The organism is Shewanella sp. Iso12 (assembly GCF_012030025.1).
GTDB lineage: Bacteria > Pseudomonadota > Gammaproteobacteria > Enterobacterales > Shewanellaceae > Shewanella > Shewanella algae.
Genome location: NZ_JAAUHW010000011.1, coordinates 68,975 through 94,789, shown reverse-complemented (window position 1 = coordinate 94,789; position 25,815 = coordinate 68,975). Strand labels below are relative to the sequence as shown.

The 25,815-nt window shown below is 54.4% G+C and carries 24 protein-coding genes; 10 read left to right on the top strand and 14 right to left on the bottom strand.

Annotated features, from left to right (window positions below):
* Positions 1 to 163: 163 nt before the first annotated feature.
* The 4 genes from HCX89_RS17025 to HCX89_RS17010 all read right to left on the bottom strand — a co-directional run bounded on the left by HCX89_RS17025 (position 164) and on the right by HCX89_RS17010 (position 3,625).
* On the bottom strand, positions 164 to 901 hold the full coding sequence (locus HCX89_RS17025; protein WP_044733810.1) for a YdiY family protein: 738 nt from the start codon (positions 899 to 901) through the stop codon (positions 164 to 166).
* Between the two features lie 150 nt (positions 902 to 1,051).
* Positions 1,052 to 1,144, bottom strand: coding sequence for a DUF2474 family protein (locus tag HCX89_RS22915; protein WP_223828965.1), 93 nt, complete (start codon positions 1,142 to 1,144; stop codon positions 1,052 to 1,054).
* A 73-nt stretch (positions 1,145 to 1,217) separates the two neighbouring features.
* Positions 1,218 to 2,225, bottom strand: coding sequence for a cytochrome d ubiquinol oxidase subunit II (gene cydB / locus HCX89_RS17015; RefSeq protein WP_025010023.1), 1,008 nt, complete (start codon positions 2,223 to 2,225; stop codon positions 1,218 to 1,220).
* A 2-nt stretch (positions 2,226 to 2,227) separates the two neighbouring features.
* Positions 2,228 to 3,625 (bottom strand): cytochrome ubiquinol oxidase subunit I, encoded by a 1,398-nt coding sequence (locus HCX89_RS17010; RefSeq protein WP_028780185.1) that lies wholly within the window; start codon positions 3,623 to 3,625, stop codon positions 2,228 to 2,230.
* Positions 3,626 to 3,766: 141 nt separating this feature from the next.
* Here HCX89_RS17010 and HCX89_RS17005 point away from each other — a divergent pair, with 141 nt between their 5' ends.
* Entirely contained in the window at positions 3,767 to 5,182 is a 1,416-nt protein-coding gene (locus tag HCX89_RS17005; RefSeq protein WP_025010021.1) for a PLP-dependent aminotransferase family protein, read from the top strand.
* An 18-nt stretch (positions 5,183 to 5,200) separates the two neighbouring features.
* Here HCX89_RS17005 and HCX89_RS17000 read toward each other — a convergent pair whose 3' ends face one another.
* Positions 5,201 to 5,881 (bottom strand): metalloregulator ArsR/SmtB family transcription factor, encoded by a 681-nt coding sequence (locus HCX89_RS17000; RefSeq protein ID WP_167716790.1) that lies wholly within the window; start codon positions 5,879 to 5,881, stop codon positions 5,201 to 5,203.
* 115 nt (positions 5,882 to 5,996) lie between these two features.
* Here HCX89_RS17000 and HCX89_RS16995 point away from each other — a divergent pair, with 115 nt between their 5' ends.
* A complete protein-coding gene (locus HCX89_RS16995) occupies positions 5,997 to 6,488 on the top strand; it encodes a DUF2938 domain-containing protein (protein ID WP_025010020.1) in 492 nt (163 codons plus the stop codon).
* A gap of 60 nt (positions 6,489 to 6,548) precedes the next feature.
* On the opposite strand, the gene fba is transcribed toward HCX89_RS16995, so the two are convergent.
* From fba to tkt, 4 genes are all read right to left on the bottom strand, one after another.
* Positions 6,549 to 7,616: a class II fructose-bisphosphate aldolase gene (gene fba, locus HCX89_RS16990; RefSeq protein WP_025886945.1), complete on the bottom strand. Its 1,068-nt coding sequence runs from the start codon at positions 7,614 to 7,616 to the stop codon at positions 6,549 to 6,551.
* 114 nt (positions 7,617 to 7,730) lie between these two features.
* The gene (locus HCX89_RS16985) at positions 7,731 to 8,906 is read right to left on the bottom strand and encodes a phosphoglycerate kinase (RefSeq protein WP_025886944.1); all 1,176 of its coding nucleotides are present in this window, start codon (positions 8,904 to 8,906) and stop codon (positions 7,731 to 7,733) included.
* 88 nt (positions 8,907 to 8,994) lie between these two features.
* Complete coding sequence (epd, locus tag HCX89_RS16980) at positions 8,995 to 10,011, bottom strand: erythrose-4-phosphate dehydrogenase (RefSeq protein WP_025010017.1); 1,017 nt, start codon at positions 10,009 to 10,011, stop codon at positions 8,995 to 8,997.
* A gap of 131 nt (positions 10,012 to 10,142) precedes the next feature.
* Entirely contained in the window at positions 10,143 to 12,137 is a 1,995-nt protein-coding gene (gene tkt / locus HCX89_RS16975; protein WP_167716788.1) for a transketolase, read from the bottom strand.
* A gap of 444 nt (positions 12,138 to 12,581) precedes the next feature.
* On the opposite strand from tkt, the gene metK reads away from it, so the two are divergent.
* Positions 12,582 to 13,733: a methionine adenosyltransferase gene (gene metK, locus HCX89_RS16970; protein ID WP_025010015.1), complete on the top strand. Its 1,152-nt coding sequence runs from the start codon at positions 12,582 to 12,584 to the stop codon at positions 13,731 to 13,733.
* A 61-nt stretch (positions 13,734 to 13,794) separates the two neighbouring features.
* Here the strand turns inward: metK and HCX89_RS16965 are convergent, their stop codons facing one another.
* Together HCX89_RS16965 and HCX89_RS16960 are read right to left on the bottom strand one after the other, a co-directional pair.
* Positions 13,795 to 14,124, bottom strand: coding sequence for a hypothetical protein (locus HCX89_RS16965; RefSeq protein ID WP_167716786.1), 330 nt, complete (start codon positions 14,122 to 14,124; stop codon positions 13,795 to 13,797).
* Positions 14,125 to 14,150: 26 nt separating this feature from the next.
* Entirely contained in the window at positions 14,151 to 14,687 is a 537-nt protein-coding gene (locus HCX89_RS16960) for a GNAT family N-acetyltransferase (RefSeq protein ID WP_167716784.1), read from the bottom strand.
* Positions 14,688 to 14,816: 129 nt separating this feature from the next.
* Between HCX89_RS16960 and HCX89_RS16955 the strand changes: the two genes are divergently transcribed.
* Entirely contained in the window at positions 14,817 to 15,764 is a 948-nt protein-coding gene (locus tag HCX89_RS16955) for a deoxycytidine triphosphate deaminase (RefSeq protein WP_028780191.1), read from the top strand.
* 129 nt (positions 15,765 to 15,893) lie between these two features.
* Complete coding sequence (locus HCX89_RS16950) at positions 15,894 to 16,754, top strand: GGDEF domain-containing protein (RefSeq protein ID WP_167716782.1); 861 nt, start codon at positions 15,894 to 15,896, stop codon at positions 16,752 to 16,754.
* A 56-nt stretch (positions 16,755 to 16,810) separates the two neighbouring features.
* Here the strand turns inward: HCX89_RS16950 and HCX89_RS16945 are convergent, their stop codons facing one another.
* A complete protein-coding gene (locus HCX89_RS16945) occupies positions 16,811 to 17,020 on the bottom strand; it encodes a hypothetical protein (protein WP_234520348.1) in 210 nt (69 codons plus the stop codon).
* A 94-nt stretch (positions 17,021 to 17,114) separates the two neighbouring features.
* On the opposite strand from HCX89_RS16945, the gene HCX89_RS16940 reads away from it, so the two are divergent.
* Entirely contained in the window at positions 17,115 to 17,528 is a 414-nt protein-coding gene (locus HCX89_RS16940) for an META domain-containing protein (RefSeq protein ID WP_025886935.1), read from the top strand.
* An 86-nt stretch (positions 17,529 to 17,614) separates the two neighbouring features.
* On the opposite strand, the gene HCX89_RS16935 is transcribed toward HCX89_RS16940, so the two are convergent.
* Entirely contained in the window at positions 17,615 to 18,937 is a 1,323-nt protein-coding gene (locus HCX89_RS16935) for a dicarboxylate/amino acid:cation symporter (protein ID WP_028780193.1), read from the bottom strand.
* Between the two features lie 302 nt (positions 18,938 to 19,239).
* On the opposite strand from HCX89_RS16935, the gene HCX89_RS16930 reads away from it, so the two are divergent.
* Positions 19,240 to 19,689, top strand: coding sequence for a GNAT family N-acetyltransferase (locus HCX89_RS16930; protein ID WP_025010009.1), 450 nt, complete (start codon positions 19,240 to 19,242; stop codon positions 19,687 to 19,689).
* A gap of 116 nt (positions 19,690 to 19,805) precedes the next feature.
* On the opposite strand, the gene HCX89_RS16925 is transcribed toward HCX89_RS16930, so the two are convergent.
* Positions 19,806 to 22,367, bottom strand: coding sequence for an acylase (locus HCX89_RS16925; RefSeq protein WP_167716780.1), 2,562 nt, complete (start codon positions 22,365 to 22,367; stop codon positions 19,806 to 19,808).
* Positions 22,368 to 22,600: 233 nt separating this feature from the next.
* Between HCX89_RS16925 and yjjX the strand changes: the two genes are divergently transcribed.
* From yjjX to HCX89_RS16910, 3 genes are all read left to right on the top strand, one after another.
* Complete coding sequence (gene yjjX / locus HCX89_RS16920; protein ID WP_167716778.1) at positions 22,601 to 23,137, top strand: inosine/xanthosine triphosphatase; 537 nt, start codon at positions 22,601 to 22,603, stop codon at positions 23,135 to 23,137.
* A 192-nt stretch (positions 23,138 to 23,329) separates the two neighbouring features.
* Positions 23,330 to 24,331: a bifunctional helix-turn-helix transcriptional regulator/GNAT family N-acetyltransferase gene (locus HCX89_RS16915; RefSeq protein WP_167716776.1), complete on the top strand. Its 1,002-nt coding sequence runs from the start codon at positions 23,330 to 23,332 to the stop codon at positions 24,329 to 24,331.
* Between the two features lie 367 nt (positions 24,332 to 24,698).
* Positions 24,699 to 25,739 (top strand): NADP(H)-dependent aldo-keto reductase, encoded by a 1,041-nt coding sequence (locus HCX89_RS16910; protein ID WP_167716774.1) that lies wholly within the window; start codon positions 24,699 to 24,701, stop codon positions 25,737 to 25,739.
* The last annotated feature ends 76 nt before the right edge of the window (positions 25,740 to 25,815 follow it).

The window sequence follows — 25,815 nt, the reverse complement described above, 5'->3', positions numbered from 1 at the left end:
TCTTGATAAAACGCAAATTTCTGCAATTTAAGTGAGCAAGACCCGGCTCTAAGTGGCAGACCGCAGCAGAAGAATTGAAAAAGACTGGTAAAAAAACACCATAGATCACAAAAGCGCCCGCAGGCGCTTTTATCTGGTTCACACTTTTTATGTCACGGCTTTTTTAGAAAGAATACAGCAGTGTCATATTGGTTTCAGTGTCAGTGCTCTTTTTGTCGTCCAGCGGATCGCTGTTATAACGCACAATCACGGCAAACTTCATTGCCAGGGCGCCGATGATGTTGGCGGTCAGCGAAGTCTCGGAGCGGGCGTCGAGCTTGTCGCCATAATCGGCAATAAACATCTGGCGGAACTTGGAGGTCTTGCTGATCTCAAGCTCATAGTTGATCACTCCGTGAGCGACCCAGCTGGCGTCAGAGTTATAGCCCAGAATGGCGCTTTGCTCACTGTCCAGACGCTGATACTGGTAACCAGGACCTATCTCGGCATCCAGGAAGCTTTTGCTGCCCTGGAATACACGGTAGCCGTAACCGGCCGCACTGTTGAACTTGTAATCGTAACCAGTGAAGGGATCGGCTTCGTAGCTGGTGTTGGCAAACAGATAGCTGCGCTCATCCAGACGGTAGTTGCCCTGAACACCACCAAAATAACGCTTGGCAGTAACTTCTTCAGAATCTTCCTTGTACAGACCTTCGAGCAGGTACTGGTTTTCCCAGTTGCCCAGTTCGTGTTTCATCGCCAGGCGAGCCTTCACCGAAGAGGTTTCAGTGTTACCTGTGGTCAGGGTTGCCCCCAACTCCGCCTCACCGGCAAATGTTTTATCACCTTCGACAAAGTCAGCCCCAGCGTGAGCAAATGGTGCGACCAGCAGAATGGCTGCAGCGCTAAGCAGTTTTTTCATTCTTGTGCATCTCCGTTCAAAGCAATCCCCTAAAAAAACGGGCGCCATCTTAACATCTATGGCGAAAAATACGAAACAGCTCGCATTTTGCAGCTGAAAAAACCTGATTTCCGACACCGGTAACCGTTTTGTCTGACAGAGACAAGGCTATCAGGCCTTCAACCCGGCCGCAGACATCAGCAGTCGCAACAGCGAAGAGACACTCAGCAAAGAAAGAACACTCAAGCACCAAAGCAGCAGCATCCAACAGCCTGGACGGCTATCGAGCCAATTCTTAGCCGGGGCCAGCAGCCGGATGGCCCGGCCCCTCAAAGCGTCAATGATAGGCTTCATCGGCGCTCACCTTGCCGCGGAACACATAATAGGTCCAGCAGGTATAAACCAGAATAATGGGGATAATAAACAGAGCCCCCACCAACATGAAGCCTTGGCTCTGGGGTGGTGCCGAAGCCTGCCAGATGCTGATACCCGGTGGAATAATATAGGGCCAGATGCTGATCCCAAGACCGCAGAACCCCAGTAACACCAAGAGCAGCGTCATCACAAAGGGTTGGTAAGTATCTTGCCTTTGCAGGCCCAGGTACAGATTCCATCCCAGTAGTGCCGTCAATAAAGGCACGGGTGAGAGGAAAATCAGGTTCGGCAGTGAAAACCAACGCTCGGCGATTTGGGGATGTGCCAAAGGCGTCCAGATACTGACCAGCACTATTGCCACCAGCAAGCCTATGAGCAAAGAGCGGCTCAGCAGAAACATCTGTTGCTGCAGATGCCCCTGGGTCTTCATGATTAGCCAGCTGCTGCCAAGGAGTCCGTAAGCGACCACCAGCCCGACACCGCATAAAAGCGGGAAAGGCGCCAACCAGTCGAGCTGCGAGCCGGCAAAGCTGCGATCTATGACAGGGAAACCGGATATCACAGCCCCCAGCACCACCCCCTGGAAGAAGGTCGCTGCCACAGAGCCGATGGCAAATGCCCTGTCCCAGGCTTTTCTGTGGCCTTCAAACGCCTTGAAGCGAAACTCAAACGCCAAGCCTCGAAAGATAAGCGCCACCAGCATAAAGGTCAGCGGAATCGCCAAGGCATCGATAATCACCGCATAAGCCAGCGGAAAGGCGCCGAACAGCGCAGCCCCGCCCAGTACCAGCCAGGTTTCATTGCCGTCCCACACAGGTGCCACTGAGTTCACCATGATATCTTTGTCATGCCTGTCTCCAACCAAGGGCAGCAGTATCCCCACTCCCAGGTCGAAACCATCCATGACTATGTACATCAAGGTGGCGAAAATAATAATCACAAACCAGATAACAGCCAGATCAATGCCCATACTCAGCTCTCCTTATGCAGCTCGTCGCTGTGAAACTGTGAAATACGCCCGACCAACGCAGGGCTTTCGGATAAGACTTCCTCGACCTTGGGCCCCTGACGGATAAGATTGAGCAGATAGAGATACCCCAAACCAAACACCAGGCTGTAGACCACAAAGAACCCCAGCAGGCTCAGGCTCATATGCAGCTCGCCATGGGCGGAGACCGCATCCCGGGTGCGCATTACCCCATGAATGATCCAGGGTTGCCGCCCCACTTCCGTGGTTATCCACCCGGCCAACAGAGCTATGAGTCCCGATGGTCCCATGAACAGACTGAAGCGCAGAAACCAGCGGCTCTGGTACAGGCCACCACTGCGTCTGAGCCAAAGGCTGACGACACCGAGCAGCAGCATCAGCATGCCCAGTCCGACCATGACCCGAAATGACCAGAAGACGATAGGGACATTGGGCCTGTCTTCCACGGCAAACTCCTTCAGCGCCGGCACCTGGGCCTGGCTGTCGTGCATCAGGATCAAACTGGCCAGCGCCGGGATCTTGAGGGCATAGTCAGTGGTTTCTGTCTCCATATTGGGCCAGCCAAACAGGATCAGCGGTGTCGGCTCCCCCGAGCTGTTGTCCCAGTGCCCTTCCATGGCGGCGACTTTGGCCGGCTGATGCTCCAGGGTATTGAGCCCGTGAATATCCCCAAGCAAGGCCTGCAAAGGTGCACAGGCGAGGATCATCCACAGCGCCATGGAGAACATCTTGCGCACCGCCGGGTTGTCGTTGCCTTTAAGCAAATGCCAGGCGCCCGATGCCGCCACCATCAAGGCACAGCAGATAAAGGCGGCCACCGCCATATGCGAAAGACGCGGAATAAAGGAAGGGTTGAAGATGACAGCCAACCAGTCTGTCGGTACCACTTGACCGGCTTCAATGACAAAGCCCTGGGGCGTGTGCATCCAACTGTTGGAGGCCAAGATCCAGAACATGGACATTATGGTGCCGAGGGCGACCATACAGGTGGAGAAGAAGTGCAGCTGATCGCCGACTTTTTTCCAGCCAAACAACATCACTCCCAGAAATCCGGCTTCGAGGAAGAAGGCGGTCAACACTTCATAAGTCAGCAGAGGGCCGGTAATACTTCCGGCAAACTCGGAAAAGCCGCTCCAGTTAGTGCCAAACTGGTAAGCCATCACCAAGCCGGAAACCACCCCCATACCAAAGTTGACCGCAAATACCTTGGACCAAAAATGATACAGCTGCTTGTATACCGGATTACGCTTTTTGAGCCAAAGCCCTTCCAGTACCGCGAGATAACTTGCCAGGCCAATGGTGATGGCCGGGAAGATAATGTGAAAAGAAACCGTGAAGGCAAACTGTATGCGTGCCATTTCGAATGCATCCAGTCCAAACATGAACCACCTCAAAGGGTCAATAAACCTGGCTGGCATCTTAAGGACTGAGACAAAACTATAATAGATACAGAAAATACGATTTTATATATAACAGATTGAATAATTGTTATGCTGGGCACGGGCAATAAAGCAGAGTAAACCATGGCCAAATATGAAACCCTGATCCAGCAATTGAGGCAGCAGATACAGAGCGGTGTCTGGCAGGTGGGTGACCGCTTACCTTCACTCAGAGAGCAGACTCAGCAGAGCCAGATGAGTTTGATGACAGTAATGCATGCCTATCAGGTACTGGAAAGCCAGGGCTGGATAATCTCCCGCCCCCGCTCAGGTTACTTTGTCGCCCCGAAAGTGGCTGCCCCCAAGCCTCAAGGTCTGCATCAGTCCAGTGCTGTGACCCGCGCCGAGTCGGTGGATATCAACGCCTTTATCTTTGAGGTGTTGCAGGCCAGTCGCGATCCGGGGATCACGGGGTTTGGCTCCGCCTACCCGGATCCCGGGCTGTCGCCCCACAAACAGTTGAACCGGGCCTTAATCTCAAGCGCCAAGACCCTGGATTCCGCCAGCGCTCTGGACAATCTGCCCCCCGGGAACCCGGCGCTCAGGCATATCATAGCCCAGCGCTACGCGGCGCAGGGAATGAGCATCTCCCCGGATGAAATAGTGATCACCGCGGGAGCACTGGAGGCATTGAACCTGAGCCTGCAGGCGGTCACCCGTCCCGGGGATTGGGTGGTGATAGAAAACCCCGCCTTTTACGGCGCCCTGCAGTCGCTGGAGCGCCTCGGTCTCAAGGCGCTCGCCATTCGCACCCATCCCCAGGAAGGAATAGATCTACAGTCTCTGGCCCAGGCGCTGCAAACTCACAGGGTCAAGGCCTGCTGGTTGATGACCAACTTTCAAAATCCCTTGGGCTGCAGTATGAGCGATGACAAGAAGCGTCGTTTGCTGAAACTCTTGCAGGAACACGACTGCTTTTTGATTGAAGACGATGTCTACAGTGAACTCTATTTCGGCAAGGAGAAGCCCCTGCCGGCCAAGGCCTTCGACCCGGACAACAGAACCCTGCACTGCGGCTCCTTCTCCAAGTCTCTGGTGGGCGGTTTTCGCGTCGGTTGGGTGGCCGCCGGCAAGATGGCGCTCAGTATTCAAAAACTGCAACTGATGAGCACCCTGGCCACCAGCACCCCGGTGCAATTGGCGCTGGCTCATTACCTGTCGACCCGCAGTTATGAGACCCACCTGCGACAATTGAGGCGCACCCTGGAGCAACGAAAATTCGCCACCTGGCAGGCATTGAAGAACCGCTTACCCGACAGTGTCAGAGTGCATTATGGCGATGGCGGCTATTTTCTCTGGGTAGAGTTACCCGAGGGGCGGGACACCACAGAGCTCTATCGCCAGGCGCTCTCGCAAGGAATAAGCCTGGCGCCGGGACAGATGTTCTCGGCGCACCGGGAGTTCAGCCACTGTTTTCGCATCAATGCCTCACTGCCTGGTGGGCCAAAGTTGGAGCAATCGATAGCCAGCCTGGCCAAGCTGATAAAAGGTGTTTTGTGATAGGTTCAGCTGTCCAAGTCAGACTTCCACCACCAAGCCAGCCGCCTTCCAGTCGGGGAAACCGGCATTGAGTCGCTTGGCATTAAAGCCCTGTGCCTGCAGCAAGGCCACCGCCTCATCCGACAGGGCGCAATAAGGGCCGCGGCAATAGGCCACTATCTCTGTGTGCTTGGGCAGACGTGCCAGTTCCGCTTCCAACAGCGGCAATGGCAGGTTGAGAGCCCCCGGAAGATGGCCGAGTAAAAACTCCTCTTCGGGACGCACATCCAGCAGCAATACATCACCACTTTCAAGCCGCGCCAACAACGCCTCCCGGGAAACCCCTTCACCGCTACCCGGCTCCGGCTTATGGCGTGCCACCAATTGATTAACCCGGGAACGCTGAAAATCGGCCAGCTGCGCCAGGCTCTGCAGCAGCACCAACAAGGGACCATCGGCAAGAGAATAGAGTACCTGTTTGCCTTCACGGCGACTGTCCACCATGCCGGCGCGTTTCAGTTGCTGCAGGTGTTGGGAACAGTTGGCCAGAGTCAGACCGCACTGCTGGGCCAAACGCTCGACCGGCCATTCCCCCTGCGCTATCTGCTCCAGCAGCCTTAACCTGTGGCCATGAGAGAGCACCTTGGCAATATCTGCCAGTTCCCGGTAGTGACTATCGAGCTGCTGCCCCTGTGTCTCGGTCAGATTGTCGCTTGACATTTTTTCTTCACCAAACAATCATTCAATTAATTTATTGAATGATAGATTATCATCATCCATCAGGGGCGACAACCGCCCAGCCCGGATGGACAAAATACGACAAGGAGTAAGATAGATGCAGGAATTTCCCTTTTGGCTCAATGCGCTGCTTTTAGGTGTCGGTGCAACTCTGGTAATGGATATTTGGGCCTTGGCGCAAAAAATGCTGTTGGGGATCCCCTCACTGAGCTATCCCATGGTCGGTCGCTGGATAGGTCATTTACCCAAGGGAAAACTGATCCACAGCCCTATCGGCGCCTCGGCTGCTATCAAGGGCGAAGCCTGGCTTGGCTGGGGAGCGCATTATCTGATAGGCATCATCTTTGCCGCCATCTTGCTGGCGATCTGCGGTTCGCAATGGCTGCAAGCACCGAAGATCATGCCGGCGCTGCTGCTTGGCATTATCAGTGTATTGGCGCCCTTTCTTATTCTGCAGCCGGGACTGGGTGCCGGCCTTGCGGCCAGACGTACCCCGGCCCCCTGGACAGCCAGATGCAGAAGTCTGTTGGCCCATACGGTTTTTGGCCTTGGACTCTACCTGACGGCGCTGCTGTTATCTCTGCTTTAAACGCCGGAAACGAGACGTAAAAAAGCCCGCGAATGCGGGCTTTCAATACAGAGAACGGGATTACAGGTTGATCTGTGGGTCCAGTTCGCCGGTCTGATAACGCTTGTACATGGCCTGCAATGACAGCGGCTTGATCTTGGAGCCCATACCGGCACAACCGAAGGCTTCGTAGCGAACGGTACAGATGTCGGCCATGGCTTCCATGGAGGCCTTGAGGAATTTGCGTGGGTCAAACTCAGCTGGGTTTTCAGCCAGGAACTTACGTACCGCACCGGTAGATGCCAGGCGCAAATCTGTGTCGATGTTAACCTTACGTACACCGTGCTTGATGCCTTCAACAATCTCTTCCAGCGGCACGCCGTAAGTTTCAGGGATGGCGCCACCATACTGGTTGATGATCTGCAGCCACTCCTGAGGTACAGAAGAAGAGCCGTGCATGACCAGATGAGTGTTGGGAATACGGGCGTGGATCTCTTTGATGCGGTCGATACGCAGCACATCGCCGGTAGGCTTGCGGCTGAACTTGTAAGCACCGTGGCTGGTACCTATGGCGATGGCCAGGGCATCCACATGAGTGTCGGCCACGAAGCGGGCGGCTTCTTCCGGGCTGGTCAGCATCTGCTCGTGGCTCAGGGTACCTTCGGCGCCGATACCGTCTTCTTCGCCGGCCATGCCGGTTTCCAGACTACCCAGACAACCGATTTCACCTTCAACAGAAACACCACAGGCGTGGGCGAAGGCCACTGTCTTGCGGGTAACATCGACGTTGTACTCATAAGAGGCAGGAGTCTTGCCGTCAGACATCAAGGAACCGTCCATCATCACAGAGCTCATGCCGAGCTGGATGGAACGCTGACACACGTCAGGGTGAGTACCGTGGTCCTGGTGAATACACACAGGGATATCCGGATACTGCTCGAGGGCAGCCGCCATCAGATACTTGAGAAACTGAGGACGGGCATACTTACGGGCACCGGCTGAAGCCTGCACAATCACAGGGCTGTCGGTGGCTTCGGCGGCCTGCATGATGGCTCGCATCTGCTCCAGGTTGTTAACGTTGAACGCCGGGACGCCGTATCCATGTTCGGCGGCGTGGTCCAGCAGTTGGCGTAGGGAAATAAGGGCCATTTTTTTACTCCAATAATAGGGTGAATTGCTTCACCGAGGTCGCTATCGCTTGGATTTAACTTGATGCTCCCGGCAAAGCCGGGAGCGGTTTCTTTATAATTCTTTTGATTTTGCTCAGTTACCGCGGGCCTTGAGCATGGCCACAGCCGGCAACTCTTTACCTTCGAGGAACTCGAGGAAGGCGCCGCCACCGGTAGAGATGTATGACACCTTGTCGGCAATGCCGTATTTGTCCACGGCGGCCAGAGTATCACCGCCACCTGCGATGGAGAAGGCCGGTGACTCGGCGATCGCCTGGGCGATACGCTTGGTACCTTCGCCGAACTGGTCGAACTCGAATACCCCAACTGGACCGTTCCAGACTATGGTACCGGCTTGTTGCAAGATAGCTGCCAGGGCTTCGGCGCTATCCGGGCCTATGTCGAAGATCATCTCATCGTCGGCAACCTCGGCCACTGGCTTCAAGGTAGCCACGGCTGCAGGGCTGAACTCCTTGCCAACCACCACATCGGTAGGCACAGGGATATCGCCGCCACGGCTCTGGGCATTGGCCACCAGGCGCTTGGCTTCATCGATAAGGTCAGCTTCATAGAGCGACTTGCCCACAGGATGGCCGGCGGCGGCAATAAAGGTGTTGGCGATACCACCACCCACTACCAGTTGATCCACTATGCCGGACAGAGATTCAAGCACTGTCAGCTTGGTCGACACTTTGGAGCCACCGACAATCGCCACCAAGGGACGCGCCGGGTTATCCATCGCCTTACCCAGGGCATCCAGCTCAGCCGCCAGCAATGGGCCGGCGCAGGCTATCGGGGCAAACATGCCGACACCATGAGTCGAGGCCTGGGCGCGGTGAGCGGTACCAAAGGCATCCATCACATAGACATCACACAGGGCTGCCAGTTGCTTGGAAAGAGCCTCGTCGTTTTTCTTCTCACCCTTGTTGAAGCGGACGTTTTCAAACACCACGACTTCACCTTGGGCAACTTCGACGCCATCCAGATAGTCTTTTTCCAGACGTACCGGGCAGTTCAGCGCCTTGGCCAGATAATCCACCACAGGCTTGAGGGAAAACTCCTCATTGTATTCGCCTTCGGTTGGTCGTCCCAGGTGGGACATCACCATCACGGCAGCCCCTTTTTCCAGTGCCAACTTGATAGTGGGCAGCGAAGCCCGCAGACGCGCGTCGCTGGTGACCACGCCATCGGCCACAGGCACGTTGAGATCTTCACGGATAAGCACACGCTTGCCCTGAAGATCCAGCTCTGACATCTTGATAATTGCCATTTTTACGCTTCCTTCTTAATCAAAAACAAATCTGTTTCACTAAGGGCGGCGCCTTCCCTGCCACCCTGGAATAATCTGTTGCAGCCTCTCAGGCGCTGCGGGCCTTGATCATCGCCAGCGCCGTATCCAACATACGGTTGGCAAAGCCCCATTCGTTGTCGCACCAAAGCAACAGCTTCACCAGTTGTCCATCACTGACCCGGGTCTGGGTGCCGTCGACCACGCTGGAACGCGGATCATGATTAAAATCGCATGATACCAGAGGCTCATCAGTATAGCCCAGAATGCCCTCAAGCCGGCCATGGGTCGCCTGTTCCAGCACCTGGTTTACCTTGGCAATATCCACTCTGTCATTGAGAGTCACAGACACATCTATGGCGGTGACATTAATAGTGGGCACCCGCACTGAAATGGCCTCGAACTTATCCTTCATCTGCGGCAGGATACGCTCTATGCCGCGGGCCAGCTTAGTATCGACCGGAATGATCGATTGCCCGGCGGCGCGGGTTCGGCGCAGATCGTCGTGATAGGCATCTATCACCTGTTGATCATTCATCGCCGAGTGGATAGTGGTAATAGCGCCGCTCTTGACCCCAAAGTGCCGATCCAGCACATCGATAACAGGGACAATACAGTTGGTGGTACAGGATGCGTTGGACACCACAGTGTGTTCGGCGGCCAACAGTTCCTGGTTGACACCATAGACTATGGTGGCGTCAACATCCGCCGAAGAGGGATGACTTATCAATACCTGGCGGGCACCGGCCTGGATATGAGCCTCGCAGCTCTGTCTATCAGACAGGGCGCCTGTGGCTTCGAACACCAAGTCGATATCCAGCTCGCCCCAGGGCAGTTTGTCTGCCTCCGGCTCGGCCAACAGTCTGATGCTATCGTCCCCCAGTTGCATCATGCCGTCTGCAAGACTCGCGCGGCTATGGAAGCGACCATGGGTGGTGTCATAGTTGGTGAGGTGGACTATGGCCTCGGGCTTGGCCAGTTCATTGATGGCAACGATCTGAATTTGCTGCCTTTTACCCGATTCGTATAAGGCACGGAGAATTGAGCGGCCGATGCGGCCATAACCATTGATTGCGACTCTGATCATGGAGATCCTGTTCCTCTAATGAGGGATGCTGATTGGGTAACGGCCTGTCTTCCTGACAGGCCGTTGCACTTCCTGTGCGGCATTCCATTGCCTGGTTGCCGCACAGTCATTTCCAATCAGGCAGGCGCGGCTCAGGCGAGCAGAGCCTTACCGGCTTCAACCACTTTATCTACAGTGAAACCGAACATCTCAAACAACTGATTGGCAGGCGCTGACTCACCGAAGCTGGTCATGCCAATAATGCGACCGTTCAGGCCCACATATTTATACCAGTAATCGGCTATGCCCGCTTCCACTGCCAGTCGTTTTGTGACATTGGCTGGCAGTAGGGCTTCTTTATAAGCCGCGTCCTGTTGGTCAAATACGTCGGTAGATGGCATGGAAACCACACGCACCTTGGCGCCAGTAGCAGCCAGCTCAGCCTGTGCCTTAACCGCCAACTCAACTTCGCTGCCGGTGGCAATGATGATCAGCTCAGGCGCGCCTTCGCAATCCACCAGCACATAACCGCCCTTGGCCACATCGCTCAGTTGCTCGGCGCTGCGTGGCATCTGGGTCAGGTTCTGACGCGAGAAGATAAGTGAAGTTGGGCCGTCTTTGCGCTCTATGGCGTACTTCCAGGCAATGGCAGATTCTACCTGGTCACATGGGCGCCAGGTGCTCATGTTGGGAGTCATACGCAACGAGGCAATCTGCTCAACCGGTTGGTGAGTCGGGCCGTCTTCACCCAGACCGATGGAATCGTGTGTATAGACCTGAATGTTCTGCACCTTCATCAGCGCAGCCATGCGCATGGCGTTACGGGCGTATTCCATAAACATCAGGAAGGTGGCGCCGTAAGGTACAAACCCGCCGTGCAGGGCAATACCGTTGATGATGGCGGTCATACCAAACTCACGCACACCATAGTGCAGGTAGTTGCCGCTGGCATCTTCGGCCGAAATAGGCTTGGAACCTGAGTACATGGTCAGGTTGGAAGGCGCTAGGTCGGCACTGCCCCCTAAGAATTCCGGCAGCATTTTACCGAAGGCTTCCAGGGCATTTTGCGAGGCCTTACGGGAAGCGATATTGGCAGGATTGGCCTGTAACTGCTCTATATAGGCTTTGGCATCGGCGTCAAAGTTGGCTGGCAGTTCACCGTTGAGGCGACGCTTGAGCTCGGCGGCCAGCGCGGGGTGAGCGGCTTCATAGGCGGCGAACTTGTCGTTCCAGCTGCTTTCGGCGGCCTTACCGGCTTCCTTGGCATCCCAGGCGGCATAGATTTCAGATGGGATCACGAATGGGTCGTGCTTCCAGCCCAGGAATTCACGGGCGGCGGCGATTTCAGCATCACCCAGCGGCGCACCATGGCAATCGTGAGAACCGGACTTGTTGGGAGAACCGTAACCTATGATGGTCTTGCAGCAGATCAGCGATGGACGCGGATCGGCCTTGGCGGCTTCGATGGCAGCGTTGATAGCTTGCGGATCGTGACCGTCTACACCGGCAACCACGTGCCAGCCGTAGGCTTCAAAGCGCTTGGGGGTATCATCACTGAACCAGCCTTCAACATGACCGTCGATGGAGATACCGTTGTCGTCCCAGAAGGCGATCAGTTTGCCAAGACCCAGAGTACCGGCCAGAGAGCAGGCTTCGTGGGAGATACCTTCCATCAGACAGCCGTCACCCATGAAGACATAAGTATGGTGATCGACAATATCGTGACCGTCACGGTTAAACTGAGCCGCCAGAGTCTTTTCCGCAATCGCCATACCTACGGCATTGGTGATGCCTTGGCCCAGAGGCCCTGTGGTGGTTTCGATGCCGGGAGCATAACCATATTCAGGGTGGCCCGGAGTACGTGAGTGCAGTTGCCGGAACTGCTTGAGATCTTCAATGCCCAGATCATAACCCGCCAGATGCAGCAGTGAGTAATGCAGCATGGAACCATGGCCGTTTGACAGCACAAAGCGGTCGCGGTCAGCCCATTGAGGGTTCACAGGGTTGTGCTTGAGGTGATCCCGCCACAGGACTTCGGCGATATCTGCCATCCCCATGGGAGCACCGGGGTGGCCGGAATTGGCCTTTTGGACAGCGTCCATACTTAAAACACGGATAGCGTTAGCGAGTTCTTTACGGGAAGACATGCTCTCTCCTGCTTGATCTTAGAGGTCTTGGGCAAAATGGAGCCATATTTTCCCCTACCGGGCAGAAGGACGCAAATAAAATTCGCCCACCCACGGCGCCAAAAGCAGCCCAGGCTTTGCTTTGTGTTTACATTTGCACCTCATTTGCGAAGCCTGCCGCTCACAAAGCTGTCAACTTGCCTGTCCGCTGATCGCTTTCAACGCAAATGCCAAGGCTGAATTGCCAGAGGAAAAGTCTAGATTCAGATACAGATGAATCTGATAAATTTCAGCAAAATAGCTGAAAACAGTAAAAAAGATTTGAGTCATTTGAGCCGATTCCTGCGCCATGGCGCACAAATATTTGCGACAAGGGGTGTCATCCAAGTCGAATTCTACTAAAATGGCCGTCTAGATGTAGATGCTTCTACACGTTTGAATTCCACAGACGAGATTTTCCGAATTATGGCAAAACACTTGTTTACCTCTGAGTCGGTCTCAGAAGGACATCCAGATAAAATCGCCGATCAGATTTCTGATGCGGTACTCGACGCGATCCTGGCTCAGGATCCCAAGGCCCGTGTAGCCTGTGAAACCCTGGTCAAGACAGGTATGGTATTGGTAGCCGGTGAAGTCACCACCTCTGCCTGGGTCGATATTGAAGAACTGACCCGTAAAACCGTTCGCGAAATAGGTTATACCCACTCAGATATGGGTTTTGATGCCGACAGCTGTGCGGTACTGAACGCCATCGGTAAGCAGTCCCCCGATATCAACCAGGGTGTAGACCGTGCCGATCCCAAAGAACAGGGTGCCGGTGACCAGGGTCTGATGTTCGGTTACGCCAGCAATGAGACTGACGTGCTGATGCCGGCTCCTATCACTTATGCTCACCAGTTGGTTAAGCGCCAGTCCGAAGTACGCAAGAGCGGCGCTCTGCCTTGGCTGCGTCCCGACGCCAAGTCTCAGGTGACTTTCGCCTACGAAGACAACAAGATTGTCGGTATCGATGCCGTGGTACTTTCTACCCAGCATTGCGACAGCGTCAGTCAGGCGGATCTGGTGGAAGGCGTGATGGAAACCATCATTAAGCCGGTACTGCCTGCCCAGTGGCTGAATAAGGACACCAAGTACTTCATCAACCCAACCGGCCGTTTCGTTATCGGTGGCCCTATGGGTGACTGTGGTTTGACCGGTCGCAAGATCATCGTTGATACCTACGGCGGCATGGCCCGTCACGGTGGTGGCGCCTTCTCAGGTAAAGACCCATCCAAGGTTGACCGTAGCGCCGCTTACGCTGCCCGTTACGTTGCCAAGAACATAGTGGCTGCCGGTCTGGCGGATCGCTGTGAAATCCAGGTGTCTTACGCCATTGGTGTGGCCGAACCGACTTCCATCAGTGTGGAAACCTTCGGTACCGGCAAAGTCTCGCAAGAGCTGCTGATCCAATTGGTTCGTCAGCACTTCGATCTTCGCCCATACGGCCTGACCGAGATGCTGGATCTGGCGCGTCCCATCTATCAAGGCACCGCCGCTTACGGTCACTTCGGCCGTGATGAGTTCCCATGGGAGCAAACCAACAAGGCTGAAGCCCTGCGCGCCGACGCAGGTCTGTAATAGACTCAGCTTGCAAAAAAACCGCCTCAGGGCGGTTTTTTTATATCTGTCGAACTGACACTCAGTAGCAGTGATCGAAATGGGCCGTTTCCATACAGAGGTAACCCAACTGCTCGGCCGATAGCGGCGTGATATCCAACACTTTCATTGGAGTGAATTCGGTATCGGTCAACAGACGGATCTGCACCTGATAACTGTTGCTGCGCCCACAGTCGAAACAGACGCCCAAGGCTTGCAGCAGATAATGCGGCTTGCCATCGATTTGGGCTTCAAAGGCCTTTGCCTGTTCGCCCTGCAGCGTCAAGACAGACACCAGGTATCTGACATTATCCCAGGCAGATAACCTTCGCGACTCACAGGCTTGCAGTAGGGTTTCTGGCGTGTTTTGCATCTTGCTCTCCCGCGTCAAAGCGGCTGTTAGCCCAGCAGCAGATAAAAATCCCTGCCGCAAAGGGTGACAAAGTCCAGGGTGCGCATGCGGCCATCCCTGCTATGGGCTCGTATAGACGCCTCGTTGTCCTCGGCGATCAGTGCCAGCCAAGGCGCACTGATGTTGGCTCTGGCGGCGCCGTAAAGCTTATCAAACACGCCCTTGCCACGATAATCAGGATGCACCCAAACCGGGCCGTAATGCAGAGTTTGCTGCCAGTTCAGCCCCAGGTCAAAGCGATTCTGGGTCAGTTGCCGACAGAGGGCCTGACACAAAGGCGAATGCTTGAGTTTATCCCAACTGCCGGTTATCAGATAACCGACTACCTTAGTCGCGTCCAACGCCAACCACACATGACCGGCGGCCACCAGAGGTTCAAGCTCCTTGGCCGAAAAGCCCTGCCCTTGCATGCCCCGTGTACTCTCTCTGGCACTCAACTCATCCTGGCCGAAGCGCTGCTCCAGGCTGGCAATCGTCTCAACATCGGCCGCCTCAGCCTGGCGGTATTGCATGGTTTCTGGCATCAAAAAGGCTCAGCAATAAAAGAAGCCGCATTATAGCCAAAGCCTGTTGCAGCCGCACTCGATTTGCGAAATTCCCATACTGCTTCCACACTTAAAGTTGAACTTAAGCCACTCGACTCAGGAAGAGATATGCTCCCGGATACCATAGACCCAGGCAAGAGCCTATTGGAAAATGAAAGCCACAGACTCAACCTTATTCGCTGGATGCATCAATGTGAGCTAATGAAACGTTACTACCAGGCCGACAAAGTCTTTGTGCTGCAAAAGACAGATCAGGGATTCGAAGTTATTGTCAGCGCCGCCGATGCCAGCCACAGGTTCCCGCCCGGCAAGGTATTCTCTGCCGATGAAAGTGTATTCCAGCGTATGGTCGATAGCCCACCCGAGGGCGTTAATCTGGATCTCACCCGCTCCACCAATGATGACAACCCAAAAGAGTTCAGCAATGTCCTGGGGATTCTATCCCGGCCAGTGCTCTGGCCCGACGGCTCGGTATTCGGTTGCCTGTGTGTCATCAATGCCCATGCCAACGAGCAGCAACACATCAGCCCCTATATGCTGGAGCCGTTCCAAATTCTGCTGCAGCAAGACTTGGCGCTCTTATGCCAGAGTCACAGAATTGAGTCGCTGTCCATGCGCGACCGGGAAACCGGCATGCTCAACCACTACGGCTTTATCATGATGGCACCCAGGCAGCTCAATCTCGGCCGCCGCTTCGGTGCTCATTCAGGCATTATTTTTTTCGAGTTGATACCCGGGATGAATATGGATGCCGAAACGCTGGCACGTCACCATAGAGAACTCGGCAACCTGATCCTCAATACCATAAGAACCGCAGATATCGCTGCCCACTATAACGACAGCCAATATGTCCTGCTGGTGTTTGTCGATCTGGAGCGGGATCTGGAGCATATCATCAAACGCCTTGAACGGCAGATGAGCCAGTTTTCGGCCCCATTACAACTGGACTCCAGCAGTTGCTTTTTCAGCCCTGACTCTGCCGCCAAGCTGGCGCCTATGCTGGAAAGTGCCAGGGCGGGACTCAAGTCATCCAAACAGCAAAAGAAAGAAGCATGAGCCCCTTGATTCAAAGCACAGAAGAGACGTTAAAAAGACCCAGATCTAATAACCGAATGTTTTCATTTTATTAACGCACGCAGTTGGGTATTCTGAGGCAATCCTTGCCATCACAAATACTATAACTATATGCATGCGCAACTGACGGAAAGAACCAGCAGCTTAAGAGACCATCCCAACGACCCTTTGCAGCTCGACCATTGGCAGAGTCGCTTGGTTACTGTCAGAGAGATGTTTCACGCCCAAACTGTGCTGTTACTGCAACATATGCCAGATACCAAGCTGCAGGTCCTGAGCCACAGCCCGGCGGCTGAAATCCCAACTGAATTTGAAGGTATCGCCTCCCTGCTGCAACACTTTGCAGCTAACCCGGCGGAGACCATCAAGTACCCACTTCATTGGTCCGATGGCAAGCTGTTTGGCGAATTACTGATCCTCAATGGCAAACCCAAGGTGGCATTAGAGCAGTTGCAGTCTTTGCTCGAGCCTATGCTGGCGCTGCTCAAGGCCGAGCTTGGACAGTTGCAACTGATGGAGCAGCTGGAGTCTCTATCTCTGCAGGATGAACTCACCTGTATGCTCAACCCCAGAGGCTTTAATCTGTTGGCGCCGAGGCAACTGAGCCTCAGTCGCCGTTTGGGCTCCCATGCCGGGCTTCTGCTGCTGGAAGGCAAGGAGCTGGATTCAAACCGCATTGGCGGACTGCAGCAGGATCAATCCCTGAAAATGCTGGCACGGGTGATACTGGAGAACATGCGCGAAGCCGACATATGTGCCCGATTGAATCACAACCAGTTCATTATTCTGGCATTTGTGGACAGCCAGGCGCACCTGGATATCCTCGCCAGTCGCCTGAAAAAGCAGGTCAGCCGCAGTGATTGCGGCCTGCAGTTATTGGTGGGGCAAAGCTTCTTCGCACCGGACTCCCACTTCGAGCTCTCACCCATGTTGGAACAGGCAGAGCAAGATCTGCTGCAATATAAAACTTAACGCCAATCCGGGATAAGCCGCTTATGTTGAGTAAACCAAGCTGCGAACTTGGGCGATTATTGCGGTTTTTGATCCTGAGCCTTGGCCCATTGGATAAAAATAACCACAGGATAAGGGGACATGAATACCAACCCCAAGCCTATCAGTGAGGCAATGGTCAACATTCCGCTGACCTCAAGTGCCATATCGGTCAACATGTAAAGCCCAATGCCGCCAAGCAGCATTAACACACCTATCCAATGTAACAATTTCAGAAGGCCTATCACTGAGTTAGCCCTGGATATCACCCTTCTCCCCCTTTTTAATCCGCGCTATTCTTGTCACACTATAGAGGCTTAATAGACTAATGGAAAAATGACCATGATTAAGAAAACCTTCGTAGCCGCTGCGCTGCTATTTGGTCTGGCTGCATGCCAAACCACCCCTGATACCCAAGGTCAGTATCTGCCACTGGAAGGCAGCTGGCATGTAGAAAGCATTATGGGACAACCCACTATAGATTACAGCCCTGCCCAATTGGTTTTTACCAATGACGGCAAACTGTCCGGCAACAACAGCTGCAATAACTTCTTCGGAACCTATTCCCAGGAAGGTCAGAAGCTGAAACTCTCACCGGCCGGCAGCACAATGAAAGCCTGTGTCGATGCCCTGATGGCCCAGGAGCAACTGGTGATGCAAGCTTTGCCTCAGGTAACCCAAGGTGAAGTCAGCAATGGCAAACTCTTGCTCAAAAGCGATGACGGCAAGGTGTTACTGCAACTCAGCAGCCTCTGAGTTCTGCCTCAAGTCATAAAAAAACCGCCCTCCGGCGGTTTTTTTATGACTGCAACACACTCTCAGTCACGCTCATATTGCAAAATTCAGCTGCGCCCTTCCTCTGCAGCGCTGACGGCATTCTGCTCGGCTATCAGAGCACTCTGCTGCATATCAGCGTTATAGTGCTCTATATCCAGCTCATTTTCCGACTTGGCAATCACAGTGGTTGCCACCAAGTCGCCGGACACATTAACGACAGTTCGGGCCATATCCAGAATACGGTCGATACCGGCAATAATCGCCACCCCTTCCAGTGGCAAACCTACAGTGGTCAGCACCAGCGTCAGCATCACCAAGCCGGCACCGGGCACACCCGCAGTACCTATGGAAGCCAAGGTCGCGGTCAGAATAATGGTGATGTAATCGACCCAGGTAAGGTCTATGCCAAAGGCCTGAGCCACAAACAGCGCGGTCACCCCTTGATAGAGGGCGGTACCATCCATGTTGATTGTGGTGCCCAGCGGTAGCACAAAGCTGGAAATCTTCTTGTTCACTCCCAGGTATTCGCTGGCACACTTCATACTGGCAGGCAGACTTCCCGCCGAGCTGGATGTGGTGAAGGCGACCGCCATGGCATTGCTGATCCCCTTGAAGAACTGCAGTGGATTGAGGCGGGCAAACACACTCAATACCAGGCTGTAGAAGCCGACAATATGCAGGAAACAACCGATATAAACGGCAACAATCACCTTAATGAGCGGCAGCAGCATCTCCATGCCGTATTCACCGGCTACCCAGGCCATCAAGCCAAACACCCCATAGGGCGCCAGACTCATTACCATATCGGTCAGCTTGTACATGGCTTCCGCCAGGCTCTCGAATACACGAATCGCTGGCCTGCCATGCTCACCAATCAACACCAGAGCTATCCCCAGTGCCACGGCGAATACTATCACCTGCAGTATCTGCCCTTCGGCCAGAGCCGATACCGGGTTGGTGGGCACTATGTTGATCAGGGTTTCCATTACAGAAGGCGCCTGGGTAGCCTTTTCGGTACCGACCTCAGGGGTCATATTCAGCCCGGAGCCCGGACGTATGACAGAACCGACTATCAACCCCAGGCTGATGGCAATGGAAGTGGTCCCCAGATAGAAGGCAAAAGATTTGAAACCTATCCGCCCCATCTTGGCGGTATCCTGCATTGAGGTCACACCCACTATCAGCGAGCAGAACACCAATGGCACTATCAGCATCTTGATGGTGTTGACGAACAGAGTCCCTATGGGCTTGAGATAGATGGCATCTTTACCCAGTATCAGTCCGGTACTCATCCCCAGAACCATACCTATCAGTATTTTCAGCCACAGCGGCAGCCCCGACCAGCGTGACCATAGACGGCCGACAAGTGAAGGTTGGTGTTTTGACATGTGTAAACCTTGATATTTGAAAAAGAGAGGGGCCATATCCTTGGCGGATGGCCGAGATCAGACATCAAGGCCGGTGCGCGAGTTTAGCACAGCTCGCCTGCAGCAAGGATGATCTGTATCACGCTGCCCGGTTACAGGTTTGAGTTCCCTTGAGCCGTTATCTTGAGCCGAGCCAGGGTAATCCAGATAAAACCGGAAATGACGACTTTTAATCCAGTCCCCCTTTGCACCAACATAGGACTGCTGATAAATTGTGCCCGCCCCTACGAGCATGCAAGCAAACAGAACTCAAAGGAATAACTATGCTAATAAGAAAAGGTACCCCAAAAGACACCGAGGCCCTGGTGGCTTTCAACCAGGCGATGGCTCAGGAAACCGAAGGATTGGCACTGGACAGTGACACCCTGAGCCGGGGCGTCAGCACCCTGCTGGAAAATCCCGCCAAAGGTTTTTATCTGGTAGCAGAAATCGAAGGTGAAATCGCAGGTTCCTTGATGGTTACCTTCGAGTGGAGTGACTGGCGCGCCGCAGACTACTACTGGATCCAGAGCGTCTATATCAAGCCAGAGCACAGACAAAAAGGCATCTATCGCGCCCTGTATCAGGAGGTCAAGACGCTGGCCGAAAAGCAAGGTGGGGCAGCCAGTTTCAGGCTCTATGTGGAGCAGGAAAACACCCGTGCCCAACAAACTTACCAATCACTGGGCATGAGTCAGAGCCACTACCTCATGTACGAGGAAAAGCCCGCCTAAGTTCAGCGCAGATATAGATTGTCATGTTAGCCAGGCCACTTTGACTGTGTTGGCAATCACAGGCAAAAAAATGCCGCTCATCTCGATGAGCGGCATTGAAGCTGAAAGAATAGCGCTTAACGCTCGAGCGTCAGTTCCATCTTGGATACAGTTGCTGCATCAATATCCGCTTCTTTGAACAGCAAGGGGCGGAAACGTTTCTCACTGGAGTAGAGCGCGGTCTGATCGGCAAACTCAGGACGCAGAATATTACTGGTCTCTGAGTAGGTAAGTATCCCTTTCGCCTCCGGGCCCTCATCGGTAAAGCTCACCGCCATCATCCAGCTGGAACCATAACGAACCTGATAGCCCTTGGCGCTCAGACCGGAATCCAGCGCTTTGCCGCTCAGTACATCGGTTGCCGGAGCGTAAGAGTGCTGCGGGATAAGCGTGTCGTCACCACTGGTCTTGGTGGAAAATACGTTGAAACCACCCTCGGCATGATGACTGCCGGGCCAGGGCAAACGCACGCCACTGGCGCTGCCATCCGGCAATGAACGCTCGACAAACTGCACACTGCCAAGGGGCGCATCGACGGCAAAACCGGCCGCTTCCAGGTTGAGCGCGGCATGTGCCAGCGCGGTGAGCGCCGAACCGTCAGAACTCAGTCCAGTGGGAGTGGTCGCCGGCTGCAGATAATCAAAGCCTTGGGTCAACATGGTTTTGTCATTGAACAAATGGGCGAATTCCCGAAGCAAGGCGCCGCCTTTACTGTCGTTGTCCTGATGACCATTCCAGGCCTTGAGCGCCGCGCAGGCAGCGCCGATATCCTTGGCAAGGGTACCGACCATTACAGGTTCACTGCCCTTGGCCTCACACTGGGCAATCAGATCATCCAAAACCATTTCGGCCAGATAGCTGCGGTTGTTGAGCACTGCCGCTTCCAGTTCATCCAGGTTGAACTTGCCATCACTACCGGCGGCATCACCAAGCAGCTTGAGTCCCATACGGGTTCTCATGCTCAGTTGGCCACGCTCCGGGCCGTACATGGGGGAGAAATACTCCAGCGGCTCGGCCGGGTTGGTAGACCAGAAGGAGTTATTGGAGTTTTGCACAAAGTCTGTGCGTTCCAACTTGGGCGCCCGCTCGAAAGGCGTGGGGCCATCGAAAGCGAACAGTGAGGTATTGCCCGGCAATATGGTAAAGCCCGCCTGCGCCTTGGCCGCCTTGATCTCAGGGGAAGTCTTCAGCAATACCACAGCCGCCTCGGATAATCCAGGCACGGTAGAGTCATCGATATAGAAGGCGTTGCCTTCCCTGTCGGCATACATGGTGTTATTGAAGATCATGCCGTCATAGTCTTTAAATGCCTGCACAAACTCCTGCTTGTTGGCGGCCATGTTCATCGCCAGCCAGTGATCCACGGGATCCATGGTCGCCATGTTGGCATCCTGCAACATAAAGGCCTGGCCATCATCCCAACCAAAAGGTGCCTGGGTGGCAGGCGCTTCGACTATAGGTCCCTTGGGAGTGGTATAGATATCTTTTTCGGCTACCAACATACCCGCCGGACCGGCATTGACCAGCACCTGCACGGTTTCCTTGCTGATAGGCATAGGCTCACCATCAAACAGATACTGCATTCGGTCGCCGGAAACCAGCTCCAGGTTATAGACCACAAAATGTTCGGCGGTGGAGAAAGTATGGGTCCAGGCGAGATCTTTGTTGAAACCAATATTGATTGGGCCCGGCATGCCGACCAGAGAGCCGCCCATCACATCCAGGTGTCCGGGAATGGTGGCATGGGACTGCCAGAACCTCAGGTTACCTGTATGCGGGAAGTGCGGGTTCCCCAGCACCATGCCCTTGCCGTTTTCCGTCTTGTCTTTGCCAAGGCCCCAGCCGTTGGAGCCCAGTTCACCCGGGTTGGTCTCCGGGGTGGCAATATTGGCGGCTCTGGCAATCAGCTTGCTGTTGATGTCATTGACAAAAGCGGTCTGGGCGGCAGAGGCAGGAGCCGGGCCGACTATTCGCGGCAAATATTCATCACCATCACCCGGATTGGCGTAAAAGATCAGATCCAGGAAGTTGGCCGCCCCCGGTAACAGGGCAATTGAAAACAGGTAGGTCACCACATCTTCAGGTTCAATAGGCTTGACCCAGGGTTGCCCGGCACAGAAGGGCTCGGCCTGTTGCTTGCCTTCGGCCACATCGCTCAAATACCGGTTGTAGCCGGCGACAAACCCGCTGATAAGTGCCCGGGAGTTTTCGCTGAATTCAGGCCATTTGGCCTCGGCCTGAGCTCTGACCTTGAGCGCCTTGTAGGCAAAGTCGGAGATCAGGTTACCATTGTCTTCACGGGCCGGGATCCCTGTGGTGAAGTCCAGGCTGGCATGGGGGCCGAAATACATGGAACGCTCTGAGTTGGCCTTAACAAAACCATCGGCCAGGATGCACAGATTGTCCTGCGCCTGCACATAGCCGTTACCGAATCCCAGGCTTTCCAAATTGTCGGCTTGAATGTGAGGTACACCGAAACTGGTGCGCCGAACGCTGACCGAGAGCTTGCCGTCCGGTGCAAATGCCTGCAGTGTGTTGTCGACCGGAGGCGGATTCTGATCATTGTCGTCATCCGAACAGCCAACGAGTGCCAGGGTGCCTGCCAGCCCCATGGCGTACATGAGTTTGTTGAATTTCATTATAATTATCTCTTTTTTAATGCCATTTATCCGACAAGGCCCAGCCCCTTGAACAATACAACTCCCCAAAAGCCATACGGGTCTGTCGTGGCGCTTATGTCGTGTCCCTCGGTGCATCTTGCGTTGTGATTTATGGCACGTCACAATGGCGCCCAACTCAAGGTCGCACCTCCGATCATTTAAACAATGATTTAAACGGTCGTCCACATTAAAGATCCATCAAACAAACAAATATGAAACAAAAACAGTTACAGATAGTGGTGGGTTCTACCAACCCGGTAAAACTCAAAGCCGCAGAGAATGCGGTTCGCGCCCTGCATCCCGACGCCGAAATCCACTGCCAAGCCATGAAGGCGCCATCCGGTGTGGCGGAGCAACCCATGACAGATGCCGATACCCGCCACGGAGCCATCAACAGGGTGGAATGGTGCAAGGCGAATGCAGATGCCGATTACTATCTGGCAATGGAAGGTGGGGTGGATGATTTCCCCCAGGGGCCGGCCACCTTTGCCTATGTCGTCATAGCCACCAAAGAACGCCTCTGCGTCGGCCGCAGTGCTCACCTGCCCCTGCCGCCCAAGGTTTATGCCGCGCTCAAGGCCGGTGAAGAGCTGGGGGATGTGATGGATTCGCTGTTCAATACCGTCAATGTCAAACAGGCAGGTGGCGCCATAGGGCTCTTGACCCAAGGGCATGCTACTCGCGAGAGTATTTATCACTCGGCCTTGCTGCTCGCATCGGCGCCACTGCGTTACCCGGAGCTTTACTGATACCAGTCACCGCTGTTATTAATAACGGCGGTGTTGTTGACCGCCCCACCTTAATCTTTCCCAAGCGACCTGTGTAAATACGGGACAATTACCAAACCCAGCTGTTGCAAATAGATACAGACTGAGCTAACTTGAATTCAACATTAGTTGCTTATCGCAACCATTTTATCTTTTTGCGAGGTATCCCCTTAGATGTCCCTCAGTACAAAACCGCTAAATTCGGGCTCATCCAAGCCTGATGTTAAAGAGCCGGGCAATCGTCAGGAAGCATCTCAGGATGAACTGGCCCAGGTTAGCCCTGTGCTCAGACATCTGTCTCGTCATCTGGTACGGCAGCTGGGTATGTTGTCCGGTGCCTGCGGGCAACTGCCGCTGACACCTGTGCAGGCACACACACTGCTGGAGCTGGGACAGCAAGATCTCAGCATTAAAGAACTGAGTAGCCTGCTCAATATAGATAAATCCAATGCCAGTCGTGCCGTCAGTCATCTGGTCAAGAAACAACTGGCCCAAACCAAGGCCAATCCCAGAGACAATCGTTGTCTGCAGGTAAGTCTGACTCCGGCCGGGCATAAGATGTTGAAACAACTGGATAACCAGCAGGATAATCAATTTGCTGACATTCTTGCCCAGTTGGCACCGAGCGAAGTGACCCAACTGGAAGCCAGCCTGCGCTGCTACAACAAGGCGATTACCAAAGCCAAGAGCCAACAGGGGGTGGTAATCAGGCCACTACAGGCGGCAGACGATGCCGGGCTGGCCGCCGTGATACGTGCTGTATCGGCCGAATATGGCCTGACTCCCGATAAGGGTTACAGTGTAGCCGATCCGACCCTAGATCACTTGAGTCACCAATATGGCCAGCCAGGCAGCCAATATTGGGTAATTGAAAAACAGCAGCAACTGCTCGGCGGTGCCGGCATAGCACCCTTGCCCGGCGAAGAGGGCGTATGTGAGTTGCAGAAGATGTACTTTATGCCCGCACTGCGAGGCCTGGGACTCTCCCGCCGTTTGGCACTGCAATGCCTCAGCTTTGCCCGCGAGCAGGGATATAAGGCCTGTTATCTGGAAACCACTAAACTGTTGCCACAAGCGCTCGGCCTCTACGTCAGCCTGGGCTTTACCGTCCTGCCCAAGCCCCTTGGCAATACCGGCCACAGCGCCTGTGAAATTCCCATGTTGCTGACACTCTAGCCGAGCAAGCCTCTAACCAAGCAAGCCGCTGCCACCGGAGGCTCTGGTGGCAGCTACGGCCCACGCCTAAAAAGCGCACCAACACAATAGATGCAATGCCGCTGTGATTGCTGCAGCTATTCCCGGAGTGTGACTTTGGCAATCGGTTATGCCTGCCCAAAGTCCTCAATTGCCACCTCTCCCTTGATTGATTCATCAGCGATGGTGTTATGCAACAGATTGAAATCCAAACCATACTTCCCATTCCTGCACCTCCCGCTCAACAAACTGAAAAATAACAAAAGTGACACGAAAACGGTTTTATTTATTGACAATCAACCTCTGTCACTTGTTAGCTTGCAGATAAGGAAATTAGCGGGAGCTTTCAATGGAATACAGACGTATCCCCCACTCCACTCTGGAAGTGAGCAAACTGTGCCTCGGCACCATGACCTGGGGCGAGCAAAACAGCCAGGCCGACGCCTTCGCCCAGTTGGATATGGCCCTAGCCGAAGGGATTAACTTTATCGACACTGCCGAGATGTATCCGGTGCCGCCAAAACCCGAGACTCAGGGTGAGACCGAACGCATTCTTGGCACCTACCTCAAGGCCCGCGGCAACAGAGACAACCTGGTGATTGCCACCAAGGTGGCGGCTCCCGGCGGCAAGAGTGACTATATCCGCAGCAAGATGGCACTGGACTGGCGCAATATCCAGCTGGCGGTGGATGCATCGTTGCAGCGCCTGGGCGTAGACTGTATCGATCTCTACCAAATCCACTGGCCCCACAGAAACTGTAACTTCTTCGGCGAACTCTTCTATGAGCAGCAGGAGCAGGAGTCGATGACTCCCATCCTGGATACCCTAGAAGCCTTGAGCGAAGTGATCCGCGCCGGCAAGGTGCGCTATATAGGGGTCTCCAACGAAACGCCCTGGGGCCTGATGAAATACCTGCAACTGGCTGAGAAACACGGCCTGCCGCGAATTGTCAGCGTGCAGAACCCCTATAACCTGTTGAATCGCAGCTTTGAAGTGGGCATGAGTGAAATAAGCCACCGCGAGGAGTTACCACTGCTGGCCTACTCGCCATTGGCCTTCGGTACCCTCACAGGCAAGTACCTCGACGGTCAGTGGCCGGCAGGCGCCAGGTTGACCCTGTTCAAGCGCTTCGCCCGCTATACCGGCACCGAGTTGGCGCTTGAGGCCACCGAGGCCTACGTCAAGCTGGCCCAAAAATTCCACCTGAGCCCGGCACAGATGGCACTGGCATTCGTCAACTCCCGTCCCTTTGTGGGCAGCAATATCATAGGCGCCACCAATCTGGAGCAGTTAAAGGAGAACATTGCCGCCTCGCAGCTTAAGCTGAGTGATGAACTGCTCGGTGAGCTCAACTCGCTGTCGAGCCGATTTCGCCTGCCCTGTCCTTAAGGGTTGAGATATTTCGCCTTGCATTGGGCGCACAAATCCATAAAGATCTGTGCGCCCTTTTGATTGAAGATCCACA

Coding starts and splice junctions, on each gene's coding strand:
- HCX89_RS16930 (WP_025010009.1), top strand. CDS start 19,240: ATGCTAATAAGAAAAGGTACCCCAAAAGACACCGAGGCCCTGGTGGCT.
- HCX89_RS17025 (WP_044733810.1), bottom strand. CDS start 901: ATGAAAAAACTGCTTAGCGCTGCAGCCATTCTGCTGGTCGCACCATTT.
- cydB (WP_025010023.1), bottom strand. CDS start 2,225: ATGGGCATTGATCTGGCTGTTATCTGGTTTGTGATTATTATTTTCGCC.
- HCX89_RS16940 (WP_025886935.1), top strand. CDS start 17,115: ATGATTAAGAAAACCTTCGTAGCCGCTGCGCTGCTATTTGGTCTGGCT.
- epd (WP_025010017.1), bottom strand. CDS start 10,011: ATGATCAGAGTCGCAATCAATGGTTATGGCCGCATCGGCCGCTCAATT.
- HCX89_RS16910 (WP_167716774.1), top strand. CDS start 24,699: ATGGAATACAGACGTATCCCCCACTCCACTCTGGAAGTGAGCAAACTG.
- HCX89_RS16995 (WP_025010020.1), top strand. CDS start 5,997: ATGCAGGAATTTCCCTTTTGGCTCAATGCGCTGCTTTTAGGTGTCGGT.
- HCX89_RS16925 (WP_167716780.1), bottom strand. CDS start 22,367: ATGAAATTCAACAAACTCATGTACGCCATGGGGCTGGCAGGCACCCTG.
- yjjX (WP_167716778.1), top strand. CDS start 22,601: ATGAAACAAAAACAGTTACAGATAGTGGTGGGTTCTACCAACCCGGTA.
- HCX89_RS16965 (WP_167716786.1), bottom strand. CDS start 14,124: ATGCAAAACACGCCAGAAACCCTACTGCAAGCCTGTGAGTCGCGAAGG.
- fba (WP_025886945.1), bottom strand. CDS start 7,616: ATGGCCCTTATTTCCCTACGCCAACTGCTGGACCACGCCGCCGAACAT.
- HCX89_RS16915 (WP_167716776.1), top strand. CDS start 23,330: ATGTCCCTCAGTACAAAACCGCTAAATTCGGGCTCATCCAAGCCTGAT.
- HCX89_RS17000 (WP_167716790.1), bottom strand. CDS start 5,881: ATGTCAAGCGACAATCTGACCGAGACACAGGGGCAGCAGCTCGATAGT.
- HCX89_RS16985 (WP_025886944.1), bottom strand. CDS start 8,906: ATGGCAATTATCAAGATGTCAGAGCTGGATCTTCAGGGCAAGCGTGTG.
- HCX89_RS22915 (WP_223828965.1), bottom strand. CDS start 1,144: ATGCTGCTGCTTTGGTGCTTGAGTGTTCTTTCTTTGCTGAGTGTCTCT.
- HCX89_RS17005 (WP_025010021.1), top strand. CDS start 3,767: ATGGCCAAATATGAAACCCTGATCCAGCAATTGAGGCAGCAGATACAG.
- tkt (WP_167716788.1), bottom strand. CDS start 12,137: ATGTCTTCCCGTAAAGAACTCGCTAACGCTATCCGTGTTTTAAGTATG.
- metK (WP_025010015.1), top strand. CDS start 12,582: ATGGCAAAACACTTGTTTACCTCTGAGTCGGTCTCAGAAGGACATCCA.
- HCX89_RS16960 (WP_167716784.1), bottom strand. CDS start 14,687: ATGCCAGAAACCATGCAATACCGCCAGGCTGAGGCGGCCGATGTTGAG.
- HCX89_RS16935 (WP_028780193.1), bottom strand. CDS start 18,937: ATGTCAAAACACCAACCTTCACTTGTCGGCCGTCTATGGTCACGCTGG.
- HCX89_RS16955 (WP_028780191.1), top strand. CDS start 14,817: ATGCTCCCGGATACCATAGACCCAGGCAAGAGCCTATTGGAAAATGAA.
- HCX89_RS17010 (WP_028780185.1), bottom strand. CDS start 3,625: ATGTTTGGACTGGATGCATTCGAAATGGCACGCATACAGTTTGCCTTC.
- HCX89_RS16950 (WP_167716782.1), top strand. CDS start 15,894: ATGCATGCGCAACTGACGGAAAGAACCAGCAGCTTAAGAGACCATCCC.